The following is a 24702-nucleotide window of genomic DNA, read 5'->3' as shown; positions in this document are numbered from 1 at the left end:
TTGCATTCTGCTCACTCACTTAAATATTTTCAGTATCATAAATTATAAAAGTTATGTCTGCAGATAGAAGCCTATTGAGGATGTGATTATATGGACACAGAAAAAAACGAAGGTGACAAGATGACCGATAAACCTGAAGAGATAAAGAAAAAGAAGAATGTCAGAATTGAATTACATAAACCTGATGATTTTAAGCAGGTCTACTCCATTGGCGCAGTGGGCGGACACAGTCCATATGATTTCAGGATCGGGTTCTACAATGATATGCCCATGGCTGTGAGCAAGAAAGGCGATGAGCAGGTCATTCAGAGAAGGCTTGAGACTGAGGTTATACTTTCCCCTCTGGCAACTGTTGAACTTGTACGCTGGCTTAATCAGCATATACAGAACTATGAAGCTACATTTGGCCCAATTACAAAACCCCAGGTTGGCATAAAGGCTAAAAAGCCGGATGCTGTGCAGGATAGTACTGAATTACAGGGTTATATGTGACCCTGCATCAAGTATTTATGTGCAAATCGCCAAGAATAAATACGATATTGGCTATTTTAATTAGCCTGAAAATAGAATGGCATACAGGTAAATATTATTCTTTTAAATGAAAGTGAGGATTAATTTTGTTCCCTAGTAAGAAAGTCCAGAAATTAGTTGGATCCAAAGTCCAGGTAGAGATGAAAGGTGACCTTCACCTCCTCGAAGGAACTTTAAAAAGTGCTGATGATTACATGAACCTGCATATGGTGGATACTGTAGAGATAGCAAACGGCGAGCGTCTGAGATCCCTTGGCTCTGTCGTATTGCGTGGAAATAATATTATTCTTGTTGTTCCGATGGAAGAATAAACACCCAGTGGAAACTAACATGAGTGTCGAAGAAGATGCATTAAACATTATTCGCGACAGTAAGGAAGGCGTTTTCCAGAATGAACTCTGGAAAATGCTTGACATCGACAGTCGTAAATGCTCTAGGGTTGTGTCGAAGCTTTTGGACGATGATCTTATCATCCGGGAGCAAGCTGTCTCTAACGGAGCCCGGACTTATCTTCTTAAAGTCAAGGAAGAAGAAAGGCCTTGTTTTGATCTCCTGTTATCCGGGGATATGTTCTCACCTTGTGCAGGTTGCAGGGATGCATGTCAGCCAGAGACATGTTGGAAGCTTACTGCATGGGTTGCAAATCTTAATGACAATGAGGAAACAGAGGAAAAATGCTGATTCGAGCGAAAGGTTTAATGACTAGATATACCTTGTTGGAGTCGCTTCACTAAAGCGAAATCAACGTGCTCCGGTAGTGTAGTCCGGCCAATCATTCCGGCCTTTCGAGCCGAAGACTCGGGTTCGAATCCCGGCCGGAGCACCAATTTCTTACATAAAATCTCACTTATTTTGGTTTGATTTACATAGAGATATGATTTATTTTTTATATGAGCTATTGCTTCACGAGGTCACTTTGCCCATTAATCAACAATCGTGTGGAGTCTACACATTGTATAAGTGTTCACTACCAAATTTATTCTGAAAGCGCAATATCATACCACGTTCGCATTATTCAAGGTTTGGATTTGGTTCAATTGGTTGAAAAAGAGGTCAGCCTTCTTTTTGTTCCTTAATGCGAAAACCAATTACATCTATCATTTTTGCTTTTTTGTATGTATGCTGTGTTAGCCCTCCATTCACATCAAGTGTTTTGAAGTCTTTTTGATATTTGTCTAACAATATCTTATGTTTATCATAGAAGTCATAAATTTCATTAAATAATTTTTCATTAAATTTATTGTTAACCAGCGAACTTTTAAAATAACTGTCAAAAGCAGGGACGCACCCAAAAACACCCATCATTATTTTACTAGAAAGAATGTCACTCACTGATAGTGATTTATGCACCAGTTTTGAATCAAAATTTATACATTTATAGGTTTTTATTTCATTATAATCATCAGAGAGAAGTTTTTTAACATCTTCCTTAAAATCATTGATGGCTTTTATGGTATCTATATTTGCGTCATTTCTACTGTAACAATAGTCTTCCACATCAATTTCCCATAACGTAACCTCTTCAGATATCCTTTTTATTAACCCTTCATAAATTCTAAAGCTTCGACGATGCAATGCACCTGATCCTCGGTACATTCCCCAGCTAGCCAAATAATGTCCTAAATGAAGGCACCCCATATGTAAATTGTTCCCATTTGTGAGATTTTCTTTATTACCATCTACATAGAAATCTCTGAAATAATTATAACAGTAGTCATAAGAGGAATATCTTTTACGTTCAGGAGTTCCATTTATTCTAAAATTGAGGCATTCACCTAAATGATTGTTTACATCTTCACTTTTAAGAGCAGTTAACTTCATAAATATAGTAATACATTAATTGATATAAGAAATTATGTGGAGATAGATATTTTTAAAATCACAGACCATCCACGCAACCAAACCCCAATAATTAAGAAAACAAATTCATCTATGAGGTTATAATCATTATGCTGTCACTCCTGGCTAGAGTAACTCCTATTATTTTTCAAATAATACTTTAAAGTTAACGCTCATGTTTTTTTAAAATAGCAACCTTTTAACTATCTCGATATCGCTTTTTGTAAAATTCAATTAAAATTCAATTTATAGATTTTTACTGTACGGAACCATACAGCAAGCGAAAGGTTTAATAACTATATGTGCCATGTTGGAGTCGCTTCACTAAAGCGAAATCAACGTGCTCCGGTAGTGTAGTCCGGCCAATCATTCCGGCCTTTCGAGCCGAAGACTCGGGTTCGAATCCCGGCCGGAGCACCATACAAATCATCAAGTAATTTTCTAGAGTTCATGTTTTCTTGAAAAACAATAATTATCTGACTTTTATTGTATAGATGTCGCTTTTTGTAATATTCAATTAAAATTCAATCTTTAGATTTTTTACTGTGCGGAATCAATTAAAAAGCTCGGCTTTTATCCTGGTGGTGTATCCCTCTGGGAAAATTGGTCGAATTCAATTTTCAATGAGTTTTGCACCGTAATTCCGAGGTATACGTGTCATTTGATAATCTTAATTTAATACACCCGCTGAAGCGGGCTTTGTCTGAAAAAGGGTACACTACTCCTACACCGATACAGAACCTCTCCATACCACATTTGTTAAGTGGTAAGGATATGATCGGTATCGCTCAGACAGGTACAGGTAAAACTGCTGCTTTCTCATTACCAATCCTTCAAAACATGTCTGCATCATACAAGTCACCACGTCCTGGAAAACCACGTGTTCTTGTACTCGCACCCACCAGAGAGCTTGCAGCACAGATCGGAGATAGTTTTGCAACATATGGCCAGTTCACACGATTCAAGCACACAGTCGTATTTGGTGGCGTTGGCCAGGGTCCGCAGGTAAGAGCTCTCTCAAGGGGCGTAGATATCCTTGTGGCGACTCCTGGCAGGTTGCTTGATCTTGTCGACCAGGGACATGTAAGACTATCCGGTGTGGAGTATTTTGTCCTTGATGAGGCAGACAGGATGCTTGACATGGGCTTTGTCAATGATGTGTACAAGGTCGTTGACTTACTGCCAAATAACCGTCAGTCACTTTTCTATTCAGCCACTATGTCCCCGGAAGTATCTGCACTTGCCAGGAAATTGCTAACCAATCCTGTTACAGTAGAGGTAACTCCGCAGGCGACAACAGTAGAGCGCATAGAACAGTTCGTATTCTTCGTGGATTCTGAGGATAAGAACGAATTACTTTTGCAGCTCCTGAGAGGCAAACATCTGGAATGTGTTCTTGTGTTCACACGTACAAAGCACCGTGCTAACAAGGTTGCTCAGACGCTTAACAAGAACAAGGTTCCTGCTGATGCTATTCATGGTAACAAGTCCCAGACCCACCGTACAAAGACACTTCAGGATTTCAGGTCAGGACATCTTCGTGTGCTGGTTGCAACGGATATCGCAGCTCGTGGAATTGATATTCCTGACATATCACACGTCATAAACTATGACCTGCCAAATGTCTCTGAGAGTTACGTGCACCGTATAGGGCGTACTGCAAGAGCAGGAGCTGATGGGACTGCATTCTCTTTCTGTTCCGCAGATGAGCGTGATTTCCTTAGAAGTATTGAAAAGCTCACCAGAATGGATATTGAGGTTGCTGAACATAATTATCATTCAGAAAAGGCAAGAAATGCCACAGGTGATGAAGCAAAGCCAGCCCCGAGACAGCAAGGAAAACCAAGGGGAAGCTCCGGACCTAAAAGAAGTCAGGGCCGAGGTAAAAAGGGCGAAGGTAAAGCTAATAAATCCAAGCCTATGCAATCCACGGGCGTAAGGCCAAGCCAGGGTAAGAGCGTGAACAAGGTTAGCAGCAGTACTGGCAATAGGAGCAATAGGGGTGGCAGTAAAACAGCTACTAAGAACCACTCTGCTTCACGAAGCCCAGGTCATTCAAGAGGCCGCCAGTAGTTCTATTAAAAGAATATTTCAGTATTCAGGTTTCGGTTCTATAAATGGACCGAAATCATAATACCTGATATTATTTTTGCTTTCTTGCCTGAGTAGCCACATTCTTTCTTATGTTTTGTTGCATCTTAATCGATTAAGCAAAAACTAAGAACACTTTTATTATTTTGAATGTCAAAGTTGGGTTGTAGGGCCTGGACTTTTCCGGCAATCATAGGAAGTGTCAGAACAATAGGCAGTAGTAACATCATTACTACTTTATATTATGAAGCTCACCTATACATAGGTATTAGTTGCGTAATCACTAATATGAGTCTTTTTGCATTCAAATATACCTTGATAATTATGGTGAATGGACATGTTCCCGTCGATCCCTCTACATGAACCCGTGCTGATTTTCGCGTTGTCTATGCTTGTGTTCCTTATTGCACCTCTCCTATTCAAATCATTTAGATTACCCGGGATGATTGGTGTGATCCTTGCCGGTGCATTGATCGGTCCCAATGCGTTGCATATATTGGAGAGGGATGAGACCATAGTCCTTCTTGGTGAGATTGGTCTTGTTTATCTTATGTTCATAGCGGGACTGGAGATTAATATTAATAAGTTCATTGAGAAGATAGATAGGAGCTTGGTCTTTGGCACATTATCATTTTTAATTCCACAGGTTGCAGGCACTGCTGCAGGATATTATGTATTGGGTCTGCCCTTCATTGAAGCCCTCCTGTTTGCTTCCGTGTTTGCTTCACAAACCTTACTTGCATATCCCGTTATCAAGAAGCTTGGAATCGTCAACAATGAGGCCATCACTGCAGCGATTGGAGCTACTTTACTTACTGATACAATGACCTTGATGATTCTTGCTGTTGTGATTTCTTCTCTAGAGGGCAGCCTTGATTTATTCTTCTGGATCAGATTGCTTTTCGGGCTGACTGTTTTCTTTGTAGGCTCGTTGTTTATTGTACCTCGCATTGCACGATTGTTTTTCAGTAAACTTACAGATGAGAGTTATTTTGAATTTCTTTTTGTGTTAGCTATAGCATTTATACTTGCATATCTTGCAGAAATTGCCGGAGTTGAACCTATTATTGGGTCTTTTCTGGCCGGCCTTTTGCTTAATCGTATCATTCCAAATACCAGTCCACTCATGAACAGGATAGAGTTCGCTGGAAATGTATTGTTCATACCTTTCTTCCTTTTTTCAGTAGGAATGCTTACAAATATCCATTCTTTCTTTGAAGGAGGGAACCAGCTCAGCGTGGCACTCTGGATGATAGGCGCTATGTTCATTGGCAAGTTTGGAGCTGCATGGTTTACAGGGAAAATATACCGCTATAATAGGAATCAGATAATGAGCATGTTCGGTTTGTCTATTGGCCATGCTGCAGCAGCACTTGCAATTGTGTTAGTCGGTTTTGAAGCCGGTCTTTTCAATGAAGGTCTGGTAAATGCCGTAGTGATAATGATACTTATCGTCGGGATAATAAGTCCTCAGATTGTTGAGATTTATGGTCACAGGGTCTCTCTTGCAGAGAGTGTCACATGCCATCTTCAGGAAACAGACTCCCGTATACTTGTTTCATTTTCGACGCAATCTGCTTACAAGCAACTTTTAATGGACTTAGCCCTGATGATTCGGGAGAAAAGATCAAGTGAACCGTTGCATGTACTTTCTGTTGTAAAATATGATAGTGATAATTCTGAAAAAAAGGTTGCTGAAGCTGAGAAAATGCTTATGGAAACCACTAATTATGCTGCATGTACTGAAGTTCCTGTAAAAACTCATGTACGTCTTGGCTACAACGTAGCTTCCGGTATAATGGGAGCGATTCTTGAGAACAGAATCTCAACCACCGTAATAGGCTGGGATGGTATCCATTCCCTAAAGGAGGGTATTATAGGTTCGGTCATTGACCAGGTACTAAGGGGAACTAAGGAACTTGTGCTTGTTTCAATGATAAGGATTCCTTTGTGCAATACGCAGAGAATCACTCTTATAATCCCACCTGGTATGGATCATAATTCGGGTTTTTGTTCTGTAGCGGATTCCATAAAAAGAATAGCTGAACAGACATCAGCACCAGTGAAAGCTATAGTGGTGGATGATAAACCCGAAAAATATAAGGAATTTTTCAATGGGTCAGGTTCTGATATTTCCATCACATTTGAAGATATTGAAGGATGGGAAGCTCTTGTAGGTTCTCTGGATGCAAGAGGTGAATGTAAAAATGAGCTAATAATAATTGCAAGTGCTCGCCGTGACACTCCGGGGTGGCATTCGATATTACAAGTGCTACCGAGACGTATTACTACATTTTTCAGTTGTAATCTTATAATAGCTTATTCACCATCCAAAGAAAGATATGATGATAAAGCAGATCACAATATTTTCCTCCTTCGGTAAATATCACGTAAAGCAGGAGAAAATAACAGGAAGAGATAGTTAAAAATATTAAAGGGCCGTCTGCTTGCCAAGAAATTCGGTCCACGCATATATTTAAGAGAGTTATTAATAGTGTTTCATGTTTATCTTCAAAAAGGTAAACTCAATTTGAGTTTTTCTCTGATTTCGGATCTGTAGAATGCCTACATCATATATTATTTTGATGTGTGGTGGAAAAACAATCAAAAGACAAAAAAGATAAAATGAACAGGAGATAACGAAATTTTATAGCAAGGTGTGTAACCTGTTTAAGTCCAATTATCTCTCTGATTTTATCCACCACTTCCACAATTTCTACCCTATATTGATAAGCCCCATTAAGATATTCTTTCAATAAAACCAAAGTCAGTAGCTGATGCTGTACATATTTCCTTTTAGAATATTTGCAACTATAGATCTGAATATATGAGTTTTATGATGCAGCTAACGCTGTATCAACAAACTTTAAATGCTTATTAGACAAAACACAATCATTTCACATGTGTTTTCGTTGTCAGATGATGCTAAGAGGGATTAATCCTTTTTAAATTAGCAAGTTAAAATAAAATAAGAAATAGTTTTTCTACAGAGCTGTTACAAGATGTAAATAAGTATCTTTATTCAGTAAAATAGTTTCCAAAAGGTTAACGTCCTTCACACTTCTATTATCTATAAAAATTATATAATGCTTAGAAATTTAGTGTGGCTGTGTATAATTTTTTGGGGTTGGATTGGGGATTTAGTGATGAGTAGCTACAAATTTTTATTTAGTGGTATTATAGTAATACTGTTACTTGCGGCAATCTCGGTAGTTGCTGATATAGATAATAAACAGGATACAAGTGTGAATGAAACCATGTCTAAAAGCAACACCATCAATGAAACTGCTGCAAATTTAAATGAAACGAATAAATCAGCAGGTCCGGTCTCCATATCCCTTGAAAAACCCCCATTCATAGAATAGGGTTGAGATAGGATGATAAGAAAAGCAATGATATTGTCTTTTGCACTTCTTGTGTTATTTGCATTAACAGGATGTGCCAGTGCAGCAGTTGACTTCCCGGCTGATGAAGCTGGAATTTCTGCATATGTGCAGGCTAAACCAAGCGGCATTAATCTGGAATCTGCAAAATCTGCTTTTGCAACTATTGAAAGGGAAACCTCGGATTATGTGATAGGTACGGTTGCCCTTGACGTACATGACGAAGAAGAATATCCACATGTGTATGTGAGTACAGATGGATGGGTGGTAGCTTACTATCCAAGTGAAAGGCCATCAAGCTGGATATTGCCATGGGCAGATTACAGTGGTGAAGCAATAACTTCCACCACATTGAGCAAGGCTATAGGAATAATGGCTACAAGCGTCGGAGGAACTTCTAGTGGGATAAAATACTATGATTTCAGGTATGAAGATGCAAAGAATATGATGATCATAGTTGAATCAGTTCAAGGTGGAGAAAATTTCTTCAAATTTACTATCCCGACCATTTTTCAGACATATGCTGTTGATTGGTCTCACTACAATATCGATGGCTACCCAAGTAATGCTGGTTACGGCAAAAGTTATGCGTATTTAAATGGAGTCCAAGTTAGTTATTTAGCTACAACCGACTCAAATTATGGCTCCTTTACCGGACAGGTCCAGAATGGTGTAGAACAAACAGTAATGATACAAACAGATAATTATGCAACAGGAAGAGTAGGATTGGTGCTGGAGTATGCAGACTAAAGCCGTGGGAATAATCTTTTTGTTATTCCTGATGAACATGGCTCTGGTCAATGCGGAAGAGATATTGGTTGTAAATGCAGATACCGTATGGGAGCTGGATTTAACGGATGCTGTCAATGTGGAGCATCTTTCCGGTGAACCTGGTATCATCGTTGTGAAATATGCTGACACAAGATCAGTTTATTCGCTTGAAGGTACTACGAATATCAGTTATCTCTCCGGCGAGCCCGGTGTCATCGTTGTGAAATATGCTGATACGAAATCAGTTTATTCACTTGAAGATACGGCTAACATCGGTCATCTTTTAGGTGAACCCGTTATCATCGTTGTGAAATATGCTGATGCTATCAATGTGTATGATATGACAAAGGGAGATGCTTTTGATGAAGTCAACGACTGGAATCCCTGGAACGACCCTGATTCTGACGGTGGCGAAGCAATTACCCTGATTGAGTTACAGGATGCTATCTATTGTTGGAGATTTGGTATTGATACTTCTACTGGTGAACTGATTGATCTTGTTAGGTTGCAGGACTTGATTTATAGCTGGAGGTTTGGATAATTTATATGCAGGAAAGATTCTCAGCTTGAGTAAAATATGAACACATTGATATGTTTTAGTGGCTATCTTCTGAAACTTAAACATTTATTGCGATAGCCACGAGATTATATTCTTTTTCTTGTATTGTTTTTATCTGGTTTACAGTGTCGTACCCGAGGAACTTGTCAACTCTGACTTAAGAATTCCATAATCATAACACACTATCGATATTATATTTTCTAAGTTGTCGTTCAAACAATTGCTAAAAAATCCAACACTGAGTTTTTCTTCAGAACATTATTACAGAATATTACTTCAAATTCAATATATAGTAGGATGTTAATGGGTTTTATGATAAAATTATTAGATAATAGAAAGTTGGTTGGGGTATGAAATATATTTTTGATAAGTTGAGGGCGTACTTTGTCATACTGATTTTTATTATACTGATAATATTCTCGATGCCTGCACGTGTGGTTGAAGGAAAATCTGAATTCAGAGTGATTTCAGCAACAGAAGTAAAAGAAGGTGATCATTCGCAGTAACTGCAGGTGGATTTACTATTTTCAATTAATTCAATGGGTGGTTTACAATGTATTGTGTGGAGCATAAATGTATCAAAATAAGCGTGTTGATTGTGTTTTCCTTACTGATGCTTTCGATTCCCGTATTAGCTTCAGGTGAAATTACAGCAACCAGACAGATTTCAAAAACAACCGTAAATCCCGGTGAAAACTTCACTGTTGTTATTGATCTAAGTACAGCAGAAGAACTTGTGACAATTGGGTTACAAGAGGTTTTACCTTCGGGATGGACTATTACTGAAAATAATTCAGGTCTGTTCACATATTCTCCAAGTCAGAATGAATGGGTATGGTCTAATATAATGTCAAATGTTCCTTCCGGAACTTCAGCAACGGTCATTTATGATGTTACAGTCCCTGCAAGTGCTTTGCCAGGAGATTATATTATATCTGGTAAGACTCTTGGAAAACAAACTCCAGACAATGGAGGTACTTCGATAGTTTATGATACTCTTGGTGACGATCTGATTAGCATTTCATCTTCGGGTGATGCGATTTCAGGTGTAAGAACACTCTCACAGACATCTGTAAATCCCGGGGATATTTTTAGTGTTCTTATTGAACTGACCACGGCAGAAGAGCTTGTGACGCTTGGAGTTCAGGAAACCGTTCCTGAAGGTTGGGTTATTGCTGAAAATAACTCTGGTCTGTTCACTTATTCTCCGAGTCAGAATGAATGGGTGTGGTCAAACATAATGTCAAATGTTCCTTCCGGAACCACAGCAACAATCATTTATGATGTTACCGTCCCTGAGAATATCTGCTTCGGTGAATACTCTATTTCCGGAAAAACCGTTGGAAAGCTCCTTCCTTCAAGTGGAGGTGCCAGTATTGAATTCGCCATTGAAGGTCAAGACCAAGTGCTTGTAAACAATGTTCCTCCTGTATTCGATGCAATCGATGACCTTGAAGTTGATGAAAATGAATACCTTTCATTCAATGTTGCTGCAAGTGACCAGGAATGTGATACACTTACCTATTCTGCAGTAGGTCTGGAAGCATTACCGGGTGCTAATTTCAATGCTACTACATTGACATTTGAGTGGACACCTTCCTATTCCCAGGACGGTACCTATATGGTAATGTTCAAAGTATCGGATGGAGAATTAGAAAACTCAACTATCGTAAACATAAAAGTTAACAATATTGATAGGCCACTTGAACTTGATTCTATTGGTAATAAAGTGGTTAATGAGAATGAGCTTCTGAGTATCATGATCTCTGCAACAGACCCTGATGGCGATACTGTGACATACTCTGCAAATGGCTTGCCAGCCGGAGCCATCTTTGATGATGTAAGCGGTGAGTTCAGCTGGATCCCGAATTATAATGATGCAGGCAATTATAATGTCGAGTTCATTGCAACAGCTAATGGTGTTGAAGATTCCGAAACTATCACAATAAGCGTTGAAAATATCGACAGAGCCCCTGAACTTGATCCAATCGGTAATAAGGTTGTCAATGAGAATGAACTTTTAAGTTTCATTATCTCTGCAACAGACCCTGATGGTGATACTGTAGCCTACTCCTCAAATGGTTTGCCTGCCGGATCTACCCTTGATGATGTAAGCGGTGAGTTCAGCTGGATTCCGAATTATAATGATGCAGGCAATTATAATGTCGAGTTCATTGCAACAGCTTTTGGTGTTGAAGATTCCGAAACTATCACAATAACTGTTGAAAATATCGACAGAGCCCCTGAACTTAATCCAATCGGTAATAAGGTTGCCAATGAGAATGAACTTCTAAGTTTCACGATCTTAGCAACTGATTCAGATGGCGATACTGTGACATACTCCGCAAAAGGTTTGCCTGCTGGAGCTACCCTTGATGACGTAAGCGGTGAGTTTACCTGGACTCCTGAATTTGGTTTAGCAGGTAATTATGCTGTCGAGTTTATTGCAACAGCTAATGGTGTTGAAGATTCTGAAACTATCACAATAAGTGTTGGGGATGTTGATAGAGCTCCTGAAATCGATCCGATTGGTAACAAGTTTGTCAATGAGAATGAGCTTCTCAGTTTCACTATCTTAGCAACAGATCTTGACGGTGATGCTGTAACATACACTGCAAATGGTTTACCCACCGGAGCCACCCTTGATGATGTAAGCGGTGAGTTCAGTTGGACACCCGGATACAATGATTCTGGCAATTATGATGTTGAGTTCATTGTAGTAGCAAACTCTCTGAATGACTCAGAAACTATCACAATAACAGTGGAAAATGTTGACAGGGCTCCAGCAATGGATACGATTGGTGACAAGACGGTAAATGAGAATGAATCGCTGATATTCACGATCTCAGCAATCGATCCCGATCCAGAAGATGTCTTGGTATATTCAACCAATGCTTCATTTGGTGAACTGGTTGGAAACGAATTTAGCTGGACACCAGGATTTGATGACGTGGGTGAGTATATAGTTGAGTTCTCAGTCACTGATGGTACGTTAACTGATTCCCAAAAGATAAACATCATAGTACAAGTAACCCCTACCATGCTTCTGGAAATATCCGATGGATTGGAAGTGATAACTCCTAATACTGAGGTGACCTATGAGATCAGCTATGACAACAGGATGAGTATGGATCTCCATGGAGCTGTAATAACCAATGGATTGCCTGACGGTGTGACCTTTGTGTCTGCTTCGGATAATGGTGTATTCGACGAGAATGCAAGTGCCATTACCTGGTATCTTGGGGATGTTCCAAAAGACGCATCAGGTGTTATTACTGTTACTGTAATGGTAAATGATAACTGCACCGGAGAGATTATCTGCTGTGCTATGTTTGATTGTGAAGAAACATCCACATTCCTTGCAACCGACGAAACTAACGTCATTTCACAGGTTCCTTCCATTAGCATCGAGAAATTGACCAATGGGCATGATTCTGACACTCCCGTAAGTGTCTACATTCCGGTAGGTGAAACTGTCACCTGGAAGTATATTGTCACAAATACTGGAGGAGTCCCACTGGTTAACATCGAAATCGTGGATGACAAAGAAGGACTTGTGGGCACAAAGGATGTTTTGAACCCTGGTGAAACAGTCGAGTACCTCCTTTACGGAACTGCTGAATACGGTCTGTACACAAATGAAGCCCAGCTTACTGCTGAGTATAATGGCTTGATAGTTTCAGACATAGATCCAAGTAGCTACTATGGTTACATTCCGTCTGATGATAATAATCCTATTCACGAAGTACCAACGGCTCATCCGTTAGTCACAGCTAGTGTGCTTGGATTTGTGTTAATGTTGTACATGAGAAGGAAGTAATTGGGTAATGATGGCCACTATCACTCTTCAGTGGTCATCAATTATTTTTTAACAAATTGAACTTTGGAATGCTAATCGTATAGTGGACATAATCTGATAAGTGTTGGTTGATTAGATGATTCGAGAACTTTGTTTTGTGTTTTTAATTGTCTGCAGCTTTTTTTTATCTGCAGTAGGTATAGCAAGCGCGACATCAAATGAATCATTAATATTTTTCGATGATTATGAAGATGAAGATTTCACTAATAACCCAACATGGAAATGGTGTTATGGAGACGGCCCTGCCACTATTGAGAACATTAATGGAAATCACTGGATGAAATTATTCCGGGTAAGTGATGATAAAGACATTCCAACTTACGAGACAGAAGTATCAGGTTTACTATCTCAGAATTTTGAATTATCATACCAATTCAAACTGTCATCTGGTGATTATACAGGGTGCGGTCTTGGTCTTACAAACAGCGATTATTCATCATCATATAACATCGCATTAAATACAGGTCCTTATTGGGCAGATGATTGGAAATCAGGTTTCCAGCATCTGGAAAATGATGACTCTGGATGTTTATGTCTACTGCGTACAGATAGTCAGCACTTCGAAATTGATCCTATCAGTAGAAATGAAAGTCATACCGTCAAATTGGTGTTTTTAAAATCAGAACACAAATGGACACTCTACATTGACGGTGATAATAAGGGCAGTCTCATAGCACAATCTGAAAATGATTCTGATATCTCAAAAATTGTGATTCAGGGAAAATCCGCGTCATCTCCTGGGAATGGATGTTGGATTGATAATATAAAAATAACTACGGAAATAAATGAAACAAACTCACCTTCTCGCAAGGCTCTATTCGTGACATATGAATCTGCGGACATTGAATCATATTCATTGTATAATCGTCTGATAAACGAAGGATTCAATATCACAAGGTCAGTATCTATTCCAGAAGACATGAATGAGTACGATCTTGTAATCGTGCAAAGTTATGATGCATGCTGGCAAACCACGGCAAATTACATGAAAGAATATATAGCCAATGGTGGTGGTGCCGTCCTGGTATCTGGTGTACCTTCGAATTTTCCAAAGGAATATCAAGAAATAGGCTCAAGCTTTGGTTATTATGATATTTCATATATCTCTGAATGGTTTGGTACGGCTAGATATGAAAATGTTGGTGTGAGTGATGCGACAATAACAATGGATAATCCATTTGGAACCACTCTGATATCCGGTGATTATCTTGCCCATTGTTCAGGTTGGGGTGGAGCTGCAGTTAGTAACTTAAATCAAGACACTACAATGAATCTCGCAATGTGGGATTATTCAAGTGACCGCATTTTTGCGTTTACCAATAATTATGGTGCCGGTAGGATGTTCTATACAGCTGCCCTGAATAGTTCAGAGAAGCTTAATGAATTGGAACTTGCTGGTGCATTGTGGGCATCTAGGCAAAATAATCAATCATCGACTGCTGATGCAGAACTTATATCCGTGGATTACGATCTAGTTACTGTTCCAAACGGAGGCGAAGCTAAGGTTAGTGTACAAGTAAGGAATACTGGAAATGTAGAAAATACTTTTTACATTGGTTATTCTGTTTGGGATTCTCTTGATACATTATATGATATAGATTCTAAGGATGTGACCCTGTCTTCTGGAGAATCAAAGACCGTTGTACTCACATGGGATGTTCCATGGCTAACTGAGGATCATCTGGGCAGTTTTGATTCAAAGGTAGCAGTTTGGTCTGATAAGTTACCAAACGGAGAACTCAGTGATCAACTTGATAGTCAAACAGAATCCAATGCTTTTGAAGTGATTATGGACTATCAATATTTAGCCATGGAATACCTGCCAAGTCTTCGGTATAGTCAAGGTGATGAGTATCATATAACAACAGTAGAGCATTTTTTAAAGGAAAGTTCTTTAAAAGGGACTGTTCTTCCATTTGAACCTCTGCTTGTTGGTTGGATTTTAATTGAAGACAACATGGATGATGCGGCTTTTAGTCCATATGTTGGCCCGTTATCTTCTATGTATCAATTTTATAAATTAGATCTGAAGAATGATGCGAGTGAATATGAAGGAAAAAGTATTCCGGCTGTTTATGTTAATATTAAAGATTTCTCTGTGGACATTGATGAAATTGGTAAGACAGATTTTATTGGTATTCAATACTGGTGGTTGTCATATTACAATTCTCATGAGGTTTGGCTTGATCATGAAGGCGATTGGGAACATATAACAGTTTATGTTAACAAAAACACAGGTAATCTTGAATATGCATCGTATGGTCAGCATTATGACGGCAAATGTTTCACACCTGATCAAATTGCTTCAATAGGAAATCATCCATCAGTATTTGTTGCAAGAGGGTCTCATGCTAGCTATTCAAATTATGGTTTACATATCTATAAAGATCTATATCTTGAAGGAGATATTATATACCATGATTATCATTTTGGTGATGGTCGAACATTCCATTATAAAGATTTTGAAGAGAATGTTTACTTTTTCAGTGACTTAATGAACGCTCATAAATGGCCATACTTCAATGGAAGATGGGGAGATACTGATCCTTGGAGTATTTCATTTATTAATTTTGATGGCTCTCCAAAAACACCCTCGGTACAAGAAAAATTCAATCCTAAACTGGAATTAACAAGTCAACGACGTGAAGTGCATTCTCCAGCATATCTATGTGCAATTGATGAATATGGTAGAAGGGTTGGATATAATGCAACTACCGGTGAAATTGATATGCAAATTCCAGGAGCCTACTACTCAGGCCCGGATGAACATCCTCAGGTACTTTCCGTAGATGACCTGAACCTCAATGTAAAATTCTACATGATCCCAAAAGATGATGGTGGAGAATGTGATATTGTATCCAGTGTGAACAATTTCCAGGAAAAACAGTCAATATATTTTAAAAATGTTACCATTGGAGAAAATACTACCGCATTCTCCAATACATCAGATATCAGCACATTAAATTTAGACATAAACGATGATGGAGTTATCGATCAAATAATCGAAGCGCCTTCAGTATCATTCACTGTCGACAGGACAAAGATAATAACTGGCGAATCTATTTTATTTGATGCAAAAGTTGATTCTAAATCTGATAATCAGACATATGTATGGGACTTTGGCGACAACACTACAGCAGATATAGAGGATGTAGTTCATACATATGAAGTAAGTGGGATATTTTATCCATCTTTAACGGTTCGAACGAACGATGGAGCATCAGCATCATACTCCACTTGTGTTGAAGTAGAAAGCCTGGATCCTCAATCAATAACACCATGGTCAGATTTCTCTACAGACAAAGTATCAGGAGTCCAGCCATTAACCGTTCAGTTCTATGATCAATCTCTCGACGCTACATCTTTAGAATGGGATTTTGGTGATGGATCACCATTATCATTCGAACAGAATCCAGTGCATATCTATAATGAAGAGGGAAAATATGCTGTGAGTCTGAATGCGAGTAGCTCTGAGGGTTATAACATCGAAACAAAGGTGGATTACATTATTGTATATGACTGGAACCCATGGAATGACCTGGGTTCAGACGGTGGTGAAGCGATAACTCTCGTCGAACTGCAGGATGCTATCTACTGTTGGAGATTTGGTATTGATACTTCCACAGGTGAACTGGTCGACCTTGTCAGATTGCAGGATCTAATCTATAGCTGGAGGTTTGGATATTGATTTGTGTAGAACTCTTAGTTTTGTACTCAATTATTTTCATGAATTAAAATGTGGTGTAGTGAATTGAATGTAAGGGTGGGTAGGTAGCTCTTATTGTTAGCATGAAATGAGGCCTATTTTGTTAAAGTCATTACACCACTGGGGTTTGTTATGTAAAGATTGAATTTGAAATAAAATTATGGGGTTGGAATATGAGATTAAAATCTGAAGTTAGTGGTAGTGGCATAGCTGTTATTTTGATTATAGTAGCAACATGTGGTATAGGATTAGCAAGTACTTTTTCGAATGAAGGGATCAAGGAAATAATTGATTTGGATACAGAATCAAATCCAAGTTATAATCCTGAAGGTAACAAAATAGTTTTTTGTACAAATAATGGAAATCCTGACTCCAGCTCAATGTGGATATTTGATTTGACAAACGAAGATTTAAGTGAAATAATAGTTCCTGATTCAAATTGGTTATACTGTATAGAATGGAGTCCTCTTGGAGACAAAATATTGTTCCGCGATTCTCTGTACGGTGTTTCAGGAACTTATGGTCTTTACACGATAAATTTAGATGGCTCTGAAAAGACATGTCTTACAACTGATCAGAATCTGGACTTTGGAGGTGTTGGATACAGTCCAGAAGGAAGTAAAATAGTATACTGTGATTACTATGATGGTGGGAAGAAAGGTAATATCTGGATTATGAACTCAGATGGTTCAAACAAAGTGCAATTAACTGACGATGGATTATACAATGGAGATCCATATTTCAGTCCAGATGGCACAAAAATTGCTTACTATTCTGGCACTTGGCCTTACACTAATATCTGGACCATGAATGTTGATGGCACAGGTAAACAACAGTTGACCTTTGGTTCTGTCACGGAAGGTAGCCCGGATTGGAGTCCTGATGGGAAATACATAAGCTATCAAAAAGTAGCCGGATCACATCAAAATTTGTGGGTTATGGAAGCTGACGGTACTGAGCAGACCCAGCTAACAAATTATTATGAAGACGGAGTTGAAGGCCATACTCCTGACTGGCATCCGAACGGTAATAAAATCCTATTTTCCGGAGGAGCTATCTATGAATTGACACTTGGTGAAAAAATAGGTGAGTTTACAGTTTCTGAAGTCTCAGACGGTGTCATCGTCGAAACTCCAAGAGTTAAGTACTACCTTGCAAACGGTGGTTTCGCCCGTGAACTCTGGGTGGACCATGATGGCGATGGAATTTATGATGAGGATATTGGGTTTGAGGATACAACTCTTGAATATCCTTATTTTGGTTTTGCAAGCTGGGGAGCAATCACTTCAAAGAGTAGTGGTGGTGAACTATATGCAGGAAGTGTGAGTGGTGGAGCATATTCACATAATATAGTCGAAGCGACAGAAGAAAAAGTAATTATTGATTTTACCTCTGAGTTTGAAACAGTTACAGGAACTGTAAGATGGGAGATTTATCCGAATGGTGATGCAAAGGTAATACCACGGACTGGAGGTTCAATGGAATCTACCTATGCGTTGATGTTCACCTGGTGCGTTTCTCCTGAAGTCAATGATATTGTAGGAATAAGATCAAGTCCGGATTCTGAGTTGACTAATACTGTGACATTTAGTGGTGGCACTAAACAGATTGCTACCCCTGCTAACACAGGAGCTACAATAACCAATGCTCATTTTTCAGACATATCTTTGTCACATCCTTATCAATTCTACAAAGATACAAATGATGGTTATACTTGTCTTATAGTAGAACCAAAAGCTGATCAAGAAGAAGATTGGGAGTGGGTGGAGTCTTCTCAGGCCAATGATGCTATATGGGGAGGAAGAATCTCTTATGATAATTCAGCTAATCCTTTGTATTATGCTGCTGGTTTGGTTGATTGGTGTTGGTATGCTGATCGTTCACCAGAGTCGGGAGGTTACAGTGAAACTTTAGAAGCTCCAATCACTCAACCCATAAATCAGGACCAGAAATTCGCTTTCTATGTACACTGGATGTGGGGTGACACAACTGAAGCCCAGAGGTATGAGAAGGCTGGGGAGATTGCTGAGGAGCTTACACAGGATAAGATTGTGCAGGATATCACTTTACTTACAGACGCAGCTGAACCTGAACGTTCTCCTGTCTGGTCATTTGATGATGAAAAAATATTTTACACATTTGAAAGAGTGGCTTGGTCTGACAGAGATTCTTATTCTATGAATGCTGACGGTTCTAATAAAATAAGAACTGGAATTGGTGAAGGGAAGCTTGATTATTTTAGTGATCTTAGTCCAGATGGAAATGAATTATTAGAAACAGTAGTTTATGGATATTGGTATGATGTATATAAAGTGTACCTTAACAATGGAACAAGGGTTCCCTTGGCTGCCGATTCATCGAAGATAGAGTCAGGTGCATTCTGGAACCCCGACGGTACAAAAATTGCTTATTCACAGGATAACGAACTTTGCATAATGGATTCTGATGGAAATAACAAACATGAAATACTAAGTTCAAATAGCCCCCTTGTTGGAGACTGGAGTCCCAACGGCAAGAAAATTATATTTAGTGCAGAAGGCTCTGCAAACAAACGTGACCTGTGGATTATCGATTCGGACGGTACAAATCTAAGTCAGTTGACAGATAATCCATCTTATATGGATTGGTATCCAAGTTTTAGTCCAGATGGGAATTACATAGTCTACTCATCAGCAGAAACCGGGGAACATGAGCTCTGGTTAAGGAATTTAGATGGAACTTTCAAGGTCAGATTAACATATGGTTATAAAGTACCTGATGCCTATCCTCATTGGAGTAGCGATGGTAAAAAGATTGTTTTCTGTGCAAATCCATCTGGTTCTTCAGGTGGTTCAGAGATTGCTGTCATGACATTGAATTTAGATAATTCTTCAAGTGAGTATCCCGGTTCCCCTGCACCTGAAATTACCAGTGTTGTCGTAGAACCTTTGATGGGTGTTTATGAGGGAGATAATGCGACAATCAAAGTGTTTGTAAAGAACACTGGAGTGTTTGCTGACGAGGGATACATTTCCGTATCTTTCCCCAATAATGAAGAAGTATTAGAGATCTCTGGTACAGGCAATGAGTACAACAAATTGTATCCAATTGGAAGCACACTTTATAGCAAGACTAGTCAAATAACATCAATCAACCCTCTTGCAGAATTGTGTGATTCTAGCTGGGCAACCGGCCAAACTAAAACACTCACAATTAAAGTTAAACCCAACGAAGGTGCGGATAAACTTGAATTCTATGTAAGGGCCGCATTGAAAAATGGCACTGGTGACTATGTACGCGATCCAGAATCAGGGGAAAAGATTGACCAGCAGGGTTGGTATGTTGACAATTATACTGAAAATGTGTATCCAAGTTCTAACCTTGTTATTTCTGATATTTTTGTAGAAGATGATGCTGTATATTATAGAATACGAAATACAGGCTCAATTATGGCAGGGTCTACTTTTTCATATCTCTATATCAATGATATGGATGATTACATAAAATACGATTATGTTGATTCCCTGCAGCCAGGTGAGTGGAGTATTGAATCTTTCGATTACACTTACACTTATTCCGGTGGAACTGATACTATCAAAGTTGTAGCTGACGCAAGAGAAGAACTTAATGAGATAAGTGATGAGGACAATTCAAGAACTGAAATTTATACTGGAATAGATCCTACTTCCATGAATGTTGATATTTTGTCTCCAGCAGATGTATTTGAACTGAAGACTGGCGATGTTCAGCTTGTAAAAGCAAAGGTGACTGAAAACATCGGAAACAGTGTACCGGGTTCTGCAATAGGTTATGTTCGTGCATCATTTTCAAATAAAGATGATACTATTCAGCTTTATGATGATGGAAAACACAATGATGGTGTGGCAGAAGATGGGATTTATGCGGCTGAATGGACAGCAACTACCGTTTCTAGTATATATACCGAAACTCCATGTGATATAACCATCTCAGCTTACTACACACCTTTTGGGGAAGTAAATGAAGTTATTAGTGGAATCGTGACAAGAGATCCTGTTGATAATAACAATAATGGAATAGCTGATCGAGAGGAAATTTTAGATGAGATTGCTGCTCTAAAGGATAAATCGATTGAAAAGATCAATCATGATGTAGAAAAAACTGCATCTATGCAGGCAAAGGTTGGAAGAGTAATTTATGATAAAGAGGAACGTGATTTTGTACTGGGTGGTTTACAACTAATTAATGGTGTTACCAGTGTTACTTCATATGTATTTTATGTTGTGGATGTGGGTCTCGATGTAGTCATAGACAAGTTTTACCAGGGATATGATGAAGAACTTGCCCAGAAATTGTTGAATTCGTATAGTTCTGTAGATTTTGGACATCGAATTATTGAATGCAGAGATGTGAATGCTGGTGTTTTATCTATACAGAGCTTCACAAAATATGAAAATGAAAATGAAAATAGAATAATTGTTCTAACTGAACCAAAAACATGGAATGATGGGGGACAATCAAAATATTTACCATCTTTACTTAAGATGTATACTTATAATTTTAGCAAAGGTGATTTCGAAAATATATCGGTTTGGGATGACGATAGTATCGGACCAGAATATAACGGTGATTTAAAAATATTGTCAGAGGATTTGAATTCCGATGGCATTAATGATTTGTTATTCTACGATAAACACAACACCTATGTATACAAAGGTGTGAATGATTTTAATGAAAACAATCTTGAATTTTTTGAGACAGAATGTTCGATTAATATGGCAATTGAAGAGGGATATGAAATCCTTGATCTTTCGATTGGCGATGTTCTTAATGACGACTCTAGTGATCTAAGCATTTTATGCTTTAATTCAGAAGATAGCAAAACAAAGATAGAGATTATTAATTTTGACAGTAGCTTAAAAAACATAGTCTCCACTCAAGATTTTGAAGGTTCATCTGAAGCAACAGGAATCTGTGTAGGAGATGTTGATAATACAAAAGATAATGGAAATGAAATTGGTGTTGCAGACAAAAATGGTTACATAGAAATTTATCGTTATGAGAATGGTTTCTTTGAGAAAGTAGGGGAAAATCACCTTACAATTGTAGGAAAAATGCTTGATGCAGATATAACTATTGGAGATATAGATAATGAAGTTCCAATAAACAATGAAATAATATATTCATTTTTATATGAAGGATCAACTAATGTTTTCTGTTTAAGGTTCAAAGAAACTTCAAATTTTGAGGATCTTTATTCGATTGAAAGTTTCGGAAACAGTTATGGAAGTATTTTGGGTATTGAAGTATGTGATTCAACAAACACTGGTTACAATAACGTTATTGTAGGCTATAAAAACCAAATAAAGTCTTACCATTATGAACCAACTCTTGACGAGTTGGAAACATATATAAGAGAAGCATCTAAAGAACAAATTCTTTATAACGAAGAAGGGATATATTGCAACTTTAATCTTGAAAATATTGAAACATCTTATTCTGAATTTGAGGATGAATTTAGAAATAAGGATTTGACGGATTATCCAACACAAGACGTACTGCTATATCTTCAAACATTAAATACAGATTTAGATCAAAGCTTACGTTCAGAACGCAATGTTGTATATCTGAACCCAGAAGACAAGTCTGCATCAACGATAAAAATTGGTTGTCTCAATACTTTTGACAAGACCATTGATCAATTGATACTGGATAAAGAAGAGAGTTCTGAATATGCCCGAATAACGGCTTATGCGGTCCCTATTGTTGGACTAGCAAAGTGTATTGCTGTAATTCCTTCTGGTGGATTAAGCGGAGGCATGTTGATTGCTGAAAGTGTTTACTTTACTGGAATGTCTGCCATAGCAAATTATCATTTTGAAGAAGTTGATTTAACTTACAGTGAAACGCTGGTCTTCAATTGTTTTAACTCATTGTTTTCAATGCAAAATGAGGTTATTGCAGTGGATGACATTTTTACAAAATCTCTTGAATTCAGCCTTAACCCTCAGATAAATTCTCTTGAGATTAAAGAAGTATACTTCTCTCCAGCAACTTTAGATTCGGATACAAATGGTGATTGGTATGGTGGAACTGGCTATGTTCTGGTAGAGAATTCTGGTCAAAATGATGCAAAAGTTAATGTTTTTGTGGACGTAAAGCCATATCCTCAAAAAGACTTGAGTGTAGATGCGAATGATGTAATCTCAATTGCTGGCAGTGAAGGATATACAGAAATTCCAGCAGGTGAATCCCTGAAAATTGATTTTAATTACATAGTACCAAATGGAGATTCTTTTGGGTTATATACTAAATATTTAGCCACAGTTTCTGCAACATCTTATTATGCTGAAAGTAATTTTTGGGGCACAGTGACATTTTCAGATGAGAATGAAGAGATGTTAGAATATACTCAAAATGGAGTTTTAGTAGAAGGGGAAATGGCAGAGAAAATATACGATACTGATTCCTCTACGGAACAAGTAATTTATACTGTTACGTATCCAGGAAGTGACTTAGATCTTCATCTATATGATTCAGACGGAAACCATGTTGGATTAAATTATTCTACAGGTCTTATCGAAAATGAAATCCAAGGTGCTTCCTACTCTGGTTCTGATTGCATACCGGAATGGATCATTGTAAATAATTCAGGAGAAAATACGTATTCAGTTAGAGTTGTAGCAGTGGAAACCGAAGGTGAAGAAGCATATTGCTTATCTATTACTGAGGTTCCTAAATTGCCTCCTATGATTAGTGCAATGCCATCTAGCATTGATATTTCAGGATCATTAGGAGATACAATTGAAGAAAGCATAACTATTAATGAATATGGTGGCTTCAGCGATTTGATTTTATCTGACATTAGTTTATCTAACTTAACTAATGAATATAATGAAAAGATCACCTATATAGACATTGACATAGATGTTTCGGACTACACAATATCGGCAGGTTCTGAAATCACCGCCAACCTTACAGTGAATATTCCCGATACAGTAACGTCGGGTTCTACATTTACAGGTTCGGTTGTGATATCTGATAACAATGGTTCAGTTGAAAATGTACCGTTTACATTGAATATAGAGGAGATAAAATCCATTTATGTGGATGATGATTACGTAGATTCACCAATTAGACATGAATGGAATTCTATCGAGAAAGGTCTGGATGATGCAAATATCGGAGACACGATATTTGTTTATGATGGTATATATTCAGAGGAAGTTCTTATCGATAAGCCATTGAATTTGATTGGGGAAAATAAGAACAATACTGTCATAGATGGTAATTTAGATGCAAATGGTATTATTGTATCAGCAAACAATGTCAATATAACAGGTTTTACTGTAAAGAATTGTACTACCGGTATATATTTGGACTCTGTTCAAGAGTGCAATATCTTTGAGAATTCAATAACTGGTAATAATATAGGTATGGACCTGTACGGTTCATATAACAATTCAGTAGTGCATAACAACTTTGTGAATAACTCTGTACAAGTAAATGATCTTGGAAGCAATATCTGGAACATGGAGTACCCAACAGGTGGAAATTACTGGAATGATTATCTGGGTGTAGACAACTTTAGTGGTCTCTCTCAAAATGTATTGGGTAGTGATGGTATAGGGGATATTCCCTATAATATAACAGATGATTTTGCAGATGCATATCCATTCATGGATCAAAATGGATGGCTTAATCCTACAAATGACTGGAATCCCTGGAATGACCCAGATTCCGATGGTGGTGAATCCATAACCCTCATCGAGCTACAGGATGCAATCTACTGCTGGAGATTTGGAGTACAAACCTTAACAGGTGAGCTTGTTGATCTTGTTAGATTGCAGGATTTGATTTATAGCTGGAGGTTTGGATAAAATAAACTCCAGATGATGCAGATATATTCAATCTCCTGTGATGAGTGTATCTGTGGTTCTAAATCAGTTGTCTATCAGGATTTCTGTCTGATATAATAAGAGAAGAATTATATATTAATTTGAAA

12 protein-coding genes and 2 tRNA genes are annotated in these 24702 nt (G+C 38.1%); 13 read left to right on the top strand and 1 reads right to left on the bottom strand.

Annotation, left to right across the window (positions count from 1 at the left end):
• Nucleotides 1-90: 90 nt before the first annotated feature.
• From RE476_RS04405 to RE476_RS04390, 4 genes are all read left to right on the top strand, one after another.
• A complete protein-coding gene (locus RE476_RS04405) occupies nucleotides 91-492 on the top strand; it encodes a DUF3467 domain-containing protein (RefSeq protein ID WP_309309192.1) in 402 nt (133 codons plus the stop codon).
• A gap of 125 nt (nucleotides 493-617) precedes the next feature.
• The gene (locus RE476_RS04400) at nucleotides 618-842 is read left to right on the top strand and encodes an LSM domain-containing protein (protein WP_309309191.1); all 225 of its coding nucleotides are present in this window, start codon (nucleotides 618-620) and stop codon (nucleotides 840-842) included.
• A 19-nt stretch (nucleotides 843-861) separates the two neighbouring features.
• Nucleotides 862-1212, top strand: coding sequence for a helix-turn-helix transcriptional regulator (locus tag RE476_RS04395; protein WP_309309190.1), 351 nt, complete (start codon nucleotides 862-864; stop codon nucleotides 1210-1212).
• Between the two features lie 67 nt (nucleotides 1213-1279).
• Nucleotides 1280-1357: transfer RNA gene (locus RE476_RS04390), tRNA-Glu, on the top strand.
• A gap of 227 nt (nucleotides 1358-1584) precedes the next feature.
• Here RE476_RS04390 and RE476_RS04385 read toward each other — a convergent pair.
• Nucleotides 1585-2352, bottom strand: coding sequence for a hypothetical protein (locus RE476_RS04385; RefSeq protein ID WP_309309189.1), 768 nt, complete (start codon nucleotides 2350-2352; stop codon nucleotides 1585-1587).
• Between the two features lie 360 nt (nucleotides 2353-2712).
• Here RE476_RS04385 and RE476_RS04380 point away from each other — a divergent pair.
• The 9 genes from RE476_RS04380 to RE476_RS04335 all read left to right on the top strand — a co-directional run bounded on the left by RE476_RS04380 (nucleotide 2713) and on the right by RE476_RS04335 (nucleotide 24577).
• Nucleotides 2713-2790: transfer RNA gene (locus RE476_RS04380), tRNA-Glu, on the top strand.
• A gap of 279 nt (nucleotides 2791-3069) precedes the next feature.
• Nucleotides 3070-4443, top strand: coding sequence for a DEAD/DEAH box helicase (locus tag RE476_RS04375; RefSeq protein WP_309309188.1), 1374 nt, complete (start codon nucleotides 3070-3072; stop codon nucleotides 4441-4443).
• 355 nt (nucleotides 4444-4798) lie between these two features.
• Nucleotides 4799-6844, top strand: a complete 2046-nt coding sequence (locus tag RE476_RS04370; protein WP_309309187.1) for a cation:proton antiporter — start codon at nucleotides 4799-4801, stop codon at nucleotides 6842-6844.
• Nucleotides 6845-7607: 763 nt separating this feature from the next.
• Nucleotides 7608-7826, top strand: coding sequence for a hypothetical protein (locus RE476_RS04360; RefSeq protein ID WP_309309186.1), 219 nt, complete (start codon nucleotides 7608-7610; stop codon nucleotides 7824-7826).
• A gap of 12 nt (nucleotides 7827-7838) precedes the next feature.
• Nucleotides 7839-8594, top strand: coding sequence for a hypothetical protein (locus RE476_RS04355; protein ID WP_309309185.1), 756 nt, complete (start codon nucleotides 7839-7841; stop codon nucleotides 8592-8594).
• Nucleotides 8584-9156: a hypothetical protein gene (locus tag RE476_RS04350; protein ID WP_309309184.1), complete on the top strand. Its 573-nt coding sequence runs from the start codon at nucleotides 8584-8586 to the stop codon at nucleotides 9154-9156. The genes RE476_RS04355 and RE476_RS04350 overlap by 11 nt, the downstream gene beginning before the upstream one ends.
• A gap of 571 nt (nucleotides 9157-9727) precedes the next feature.
• Entirely contained in the window at nucleotides 9728-12994 is a 3267-nt protein-coding gene (locus tag RE476_RS04345; RefSeq protein WP_309309183.1) for a putative Ig domain-containing protein, read from the top strand.
• A gap of 115 nt (nucleotides 12995-13109) precedes the next feature.
• Nucleotides 13110-16721, top strand: a complete 3612-nt coding sequence (locus RE476_RS04340; protein WP_309309182.1) for a PKD domain-containing protein — start codon at nucleotides 13110-13112, stop codon at nucleotides 16719-16721.
• A 191-nt stretch (nucleotides 16722-16912) separates the two neighbouring features.
• Complete coding sequence (locus RE476_RS04335; protein WP_309309181.1) at nucleotides 16913-24577, top strand: NosD domain-containing protein; 7665 nt, start codon at nucleotides 16913-16915, stop codon at nucleotides 24575-24577.
• Nucleotides 24578-24702 lie beyond the last annotated feature (125 nt).

Source organism: Methanolobus mangrovi, from assembly GCF_031312535.1.
GTDB lineage: Archaea > Halobacteriota > Methanosarcinia > Methanosarcinales > Methanosarcinaceae > Methanolobus > Methanolobus mangrovi.
This window is presented reverse-complemented; position numbering and strand designations above follow the sequence as displayed.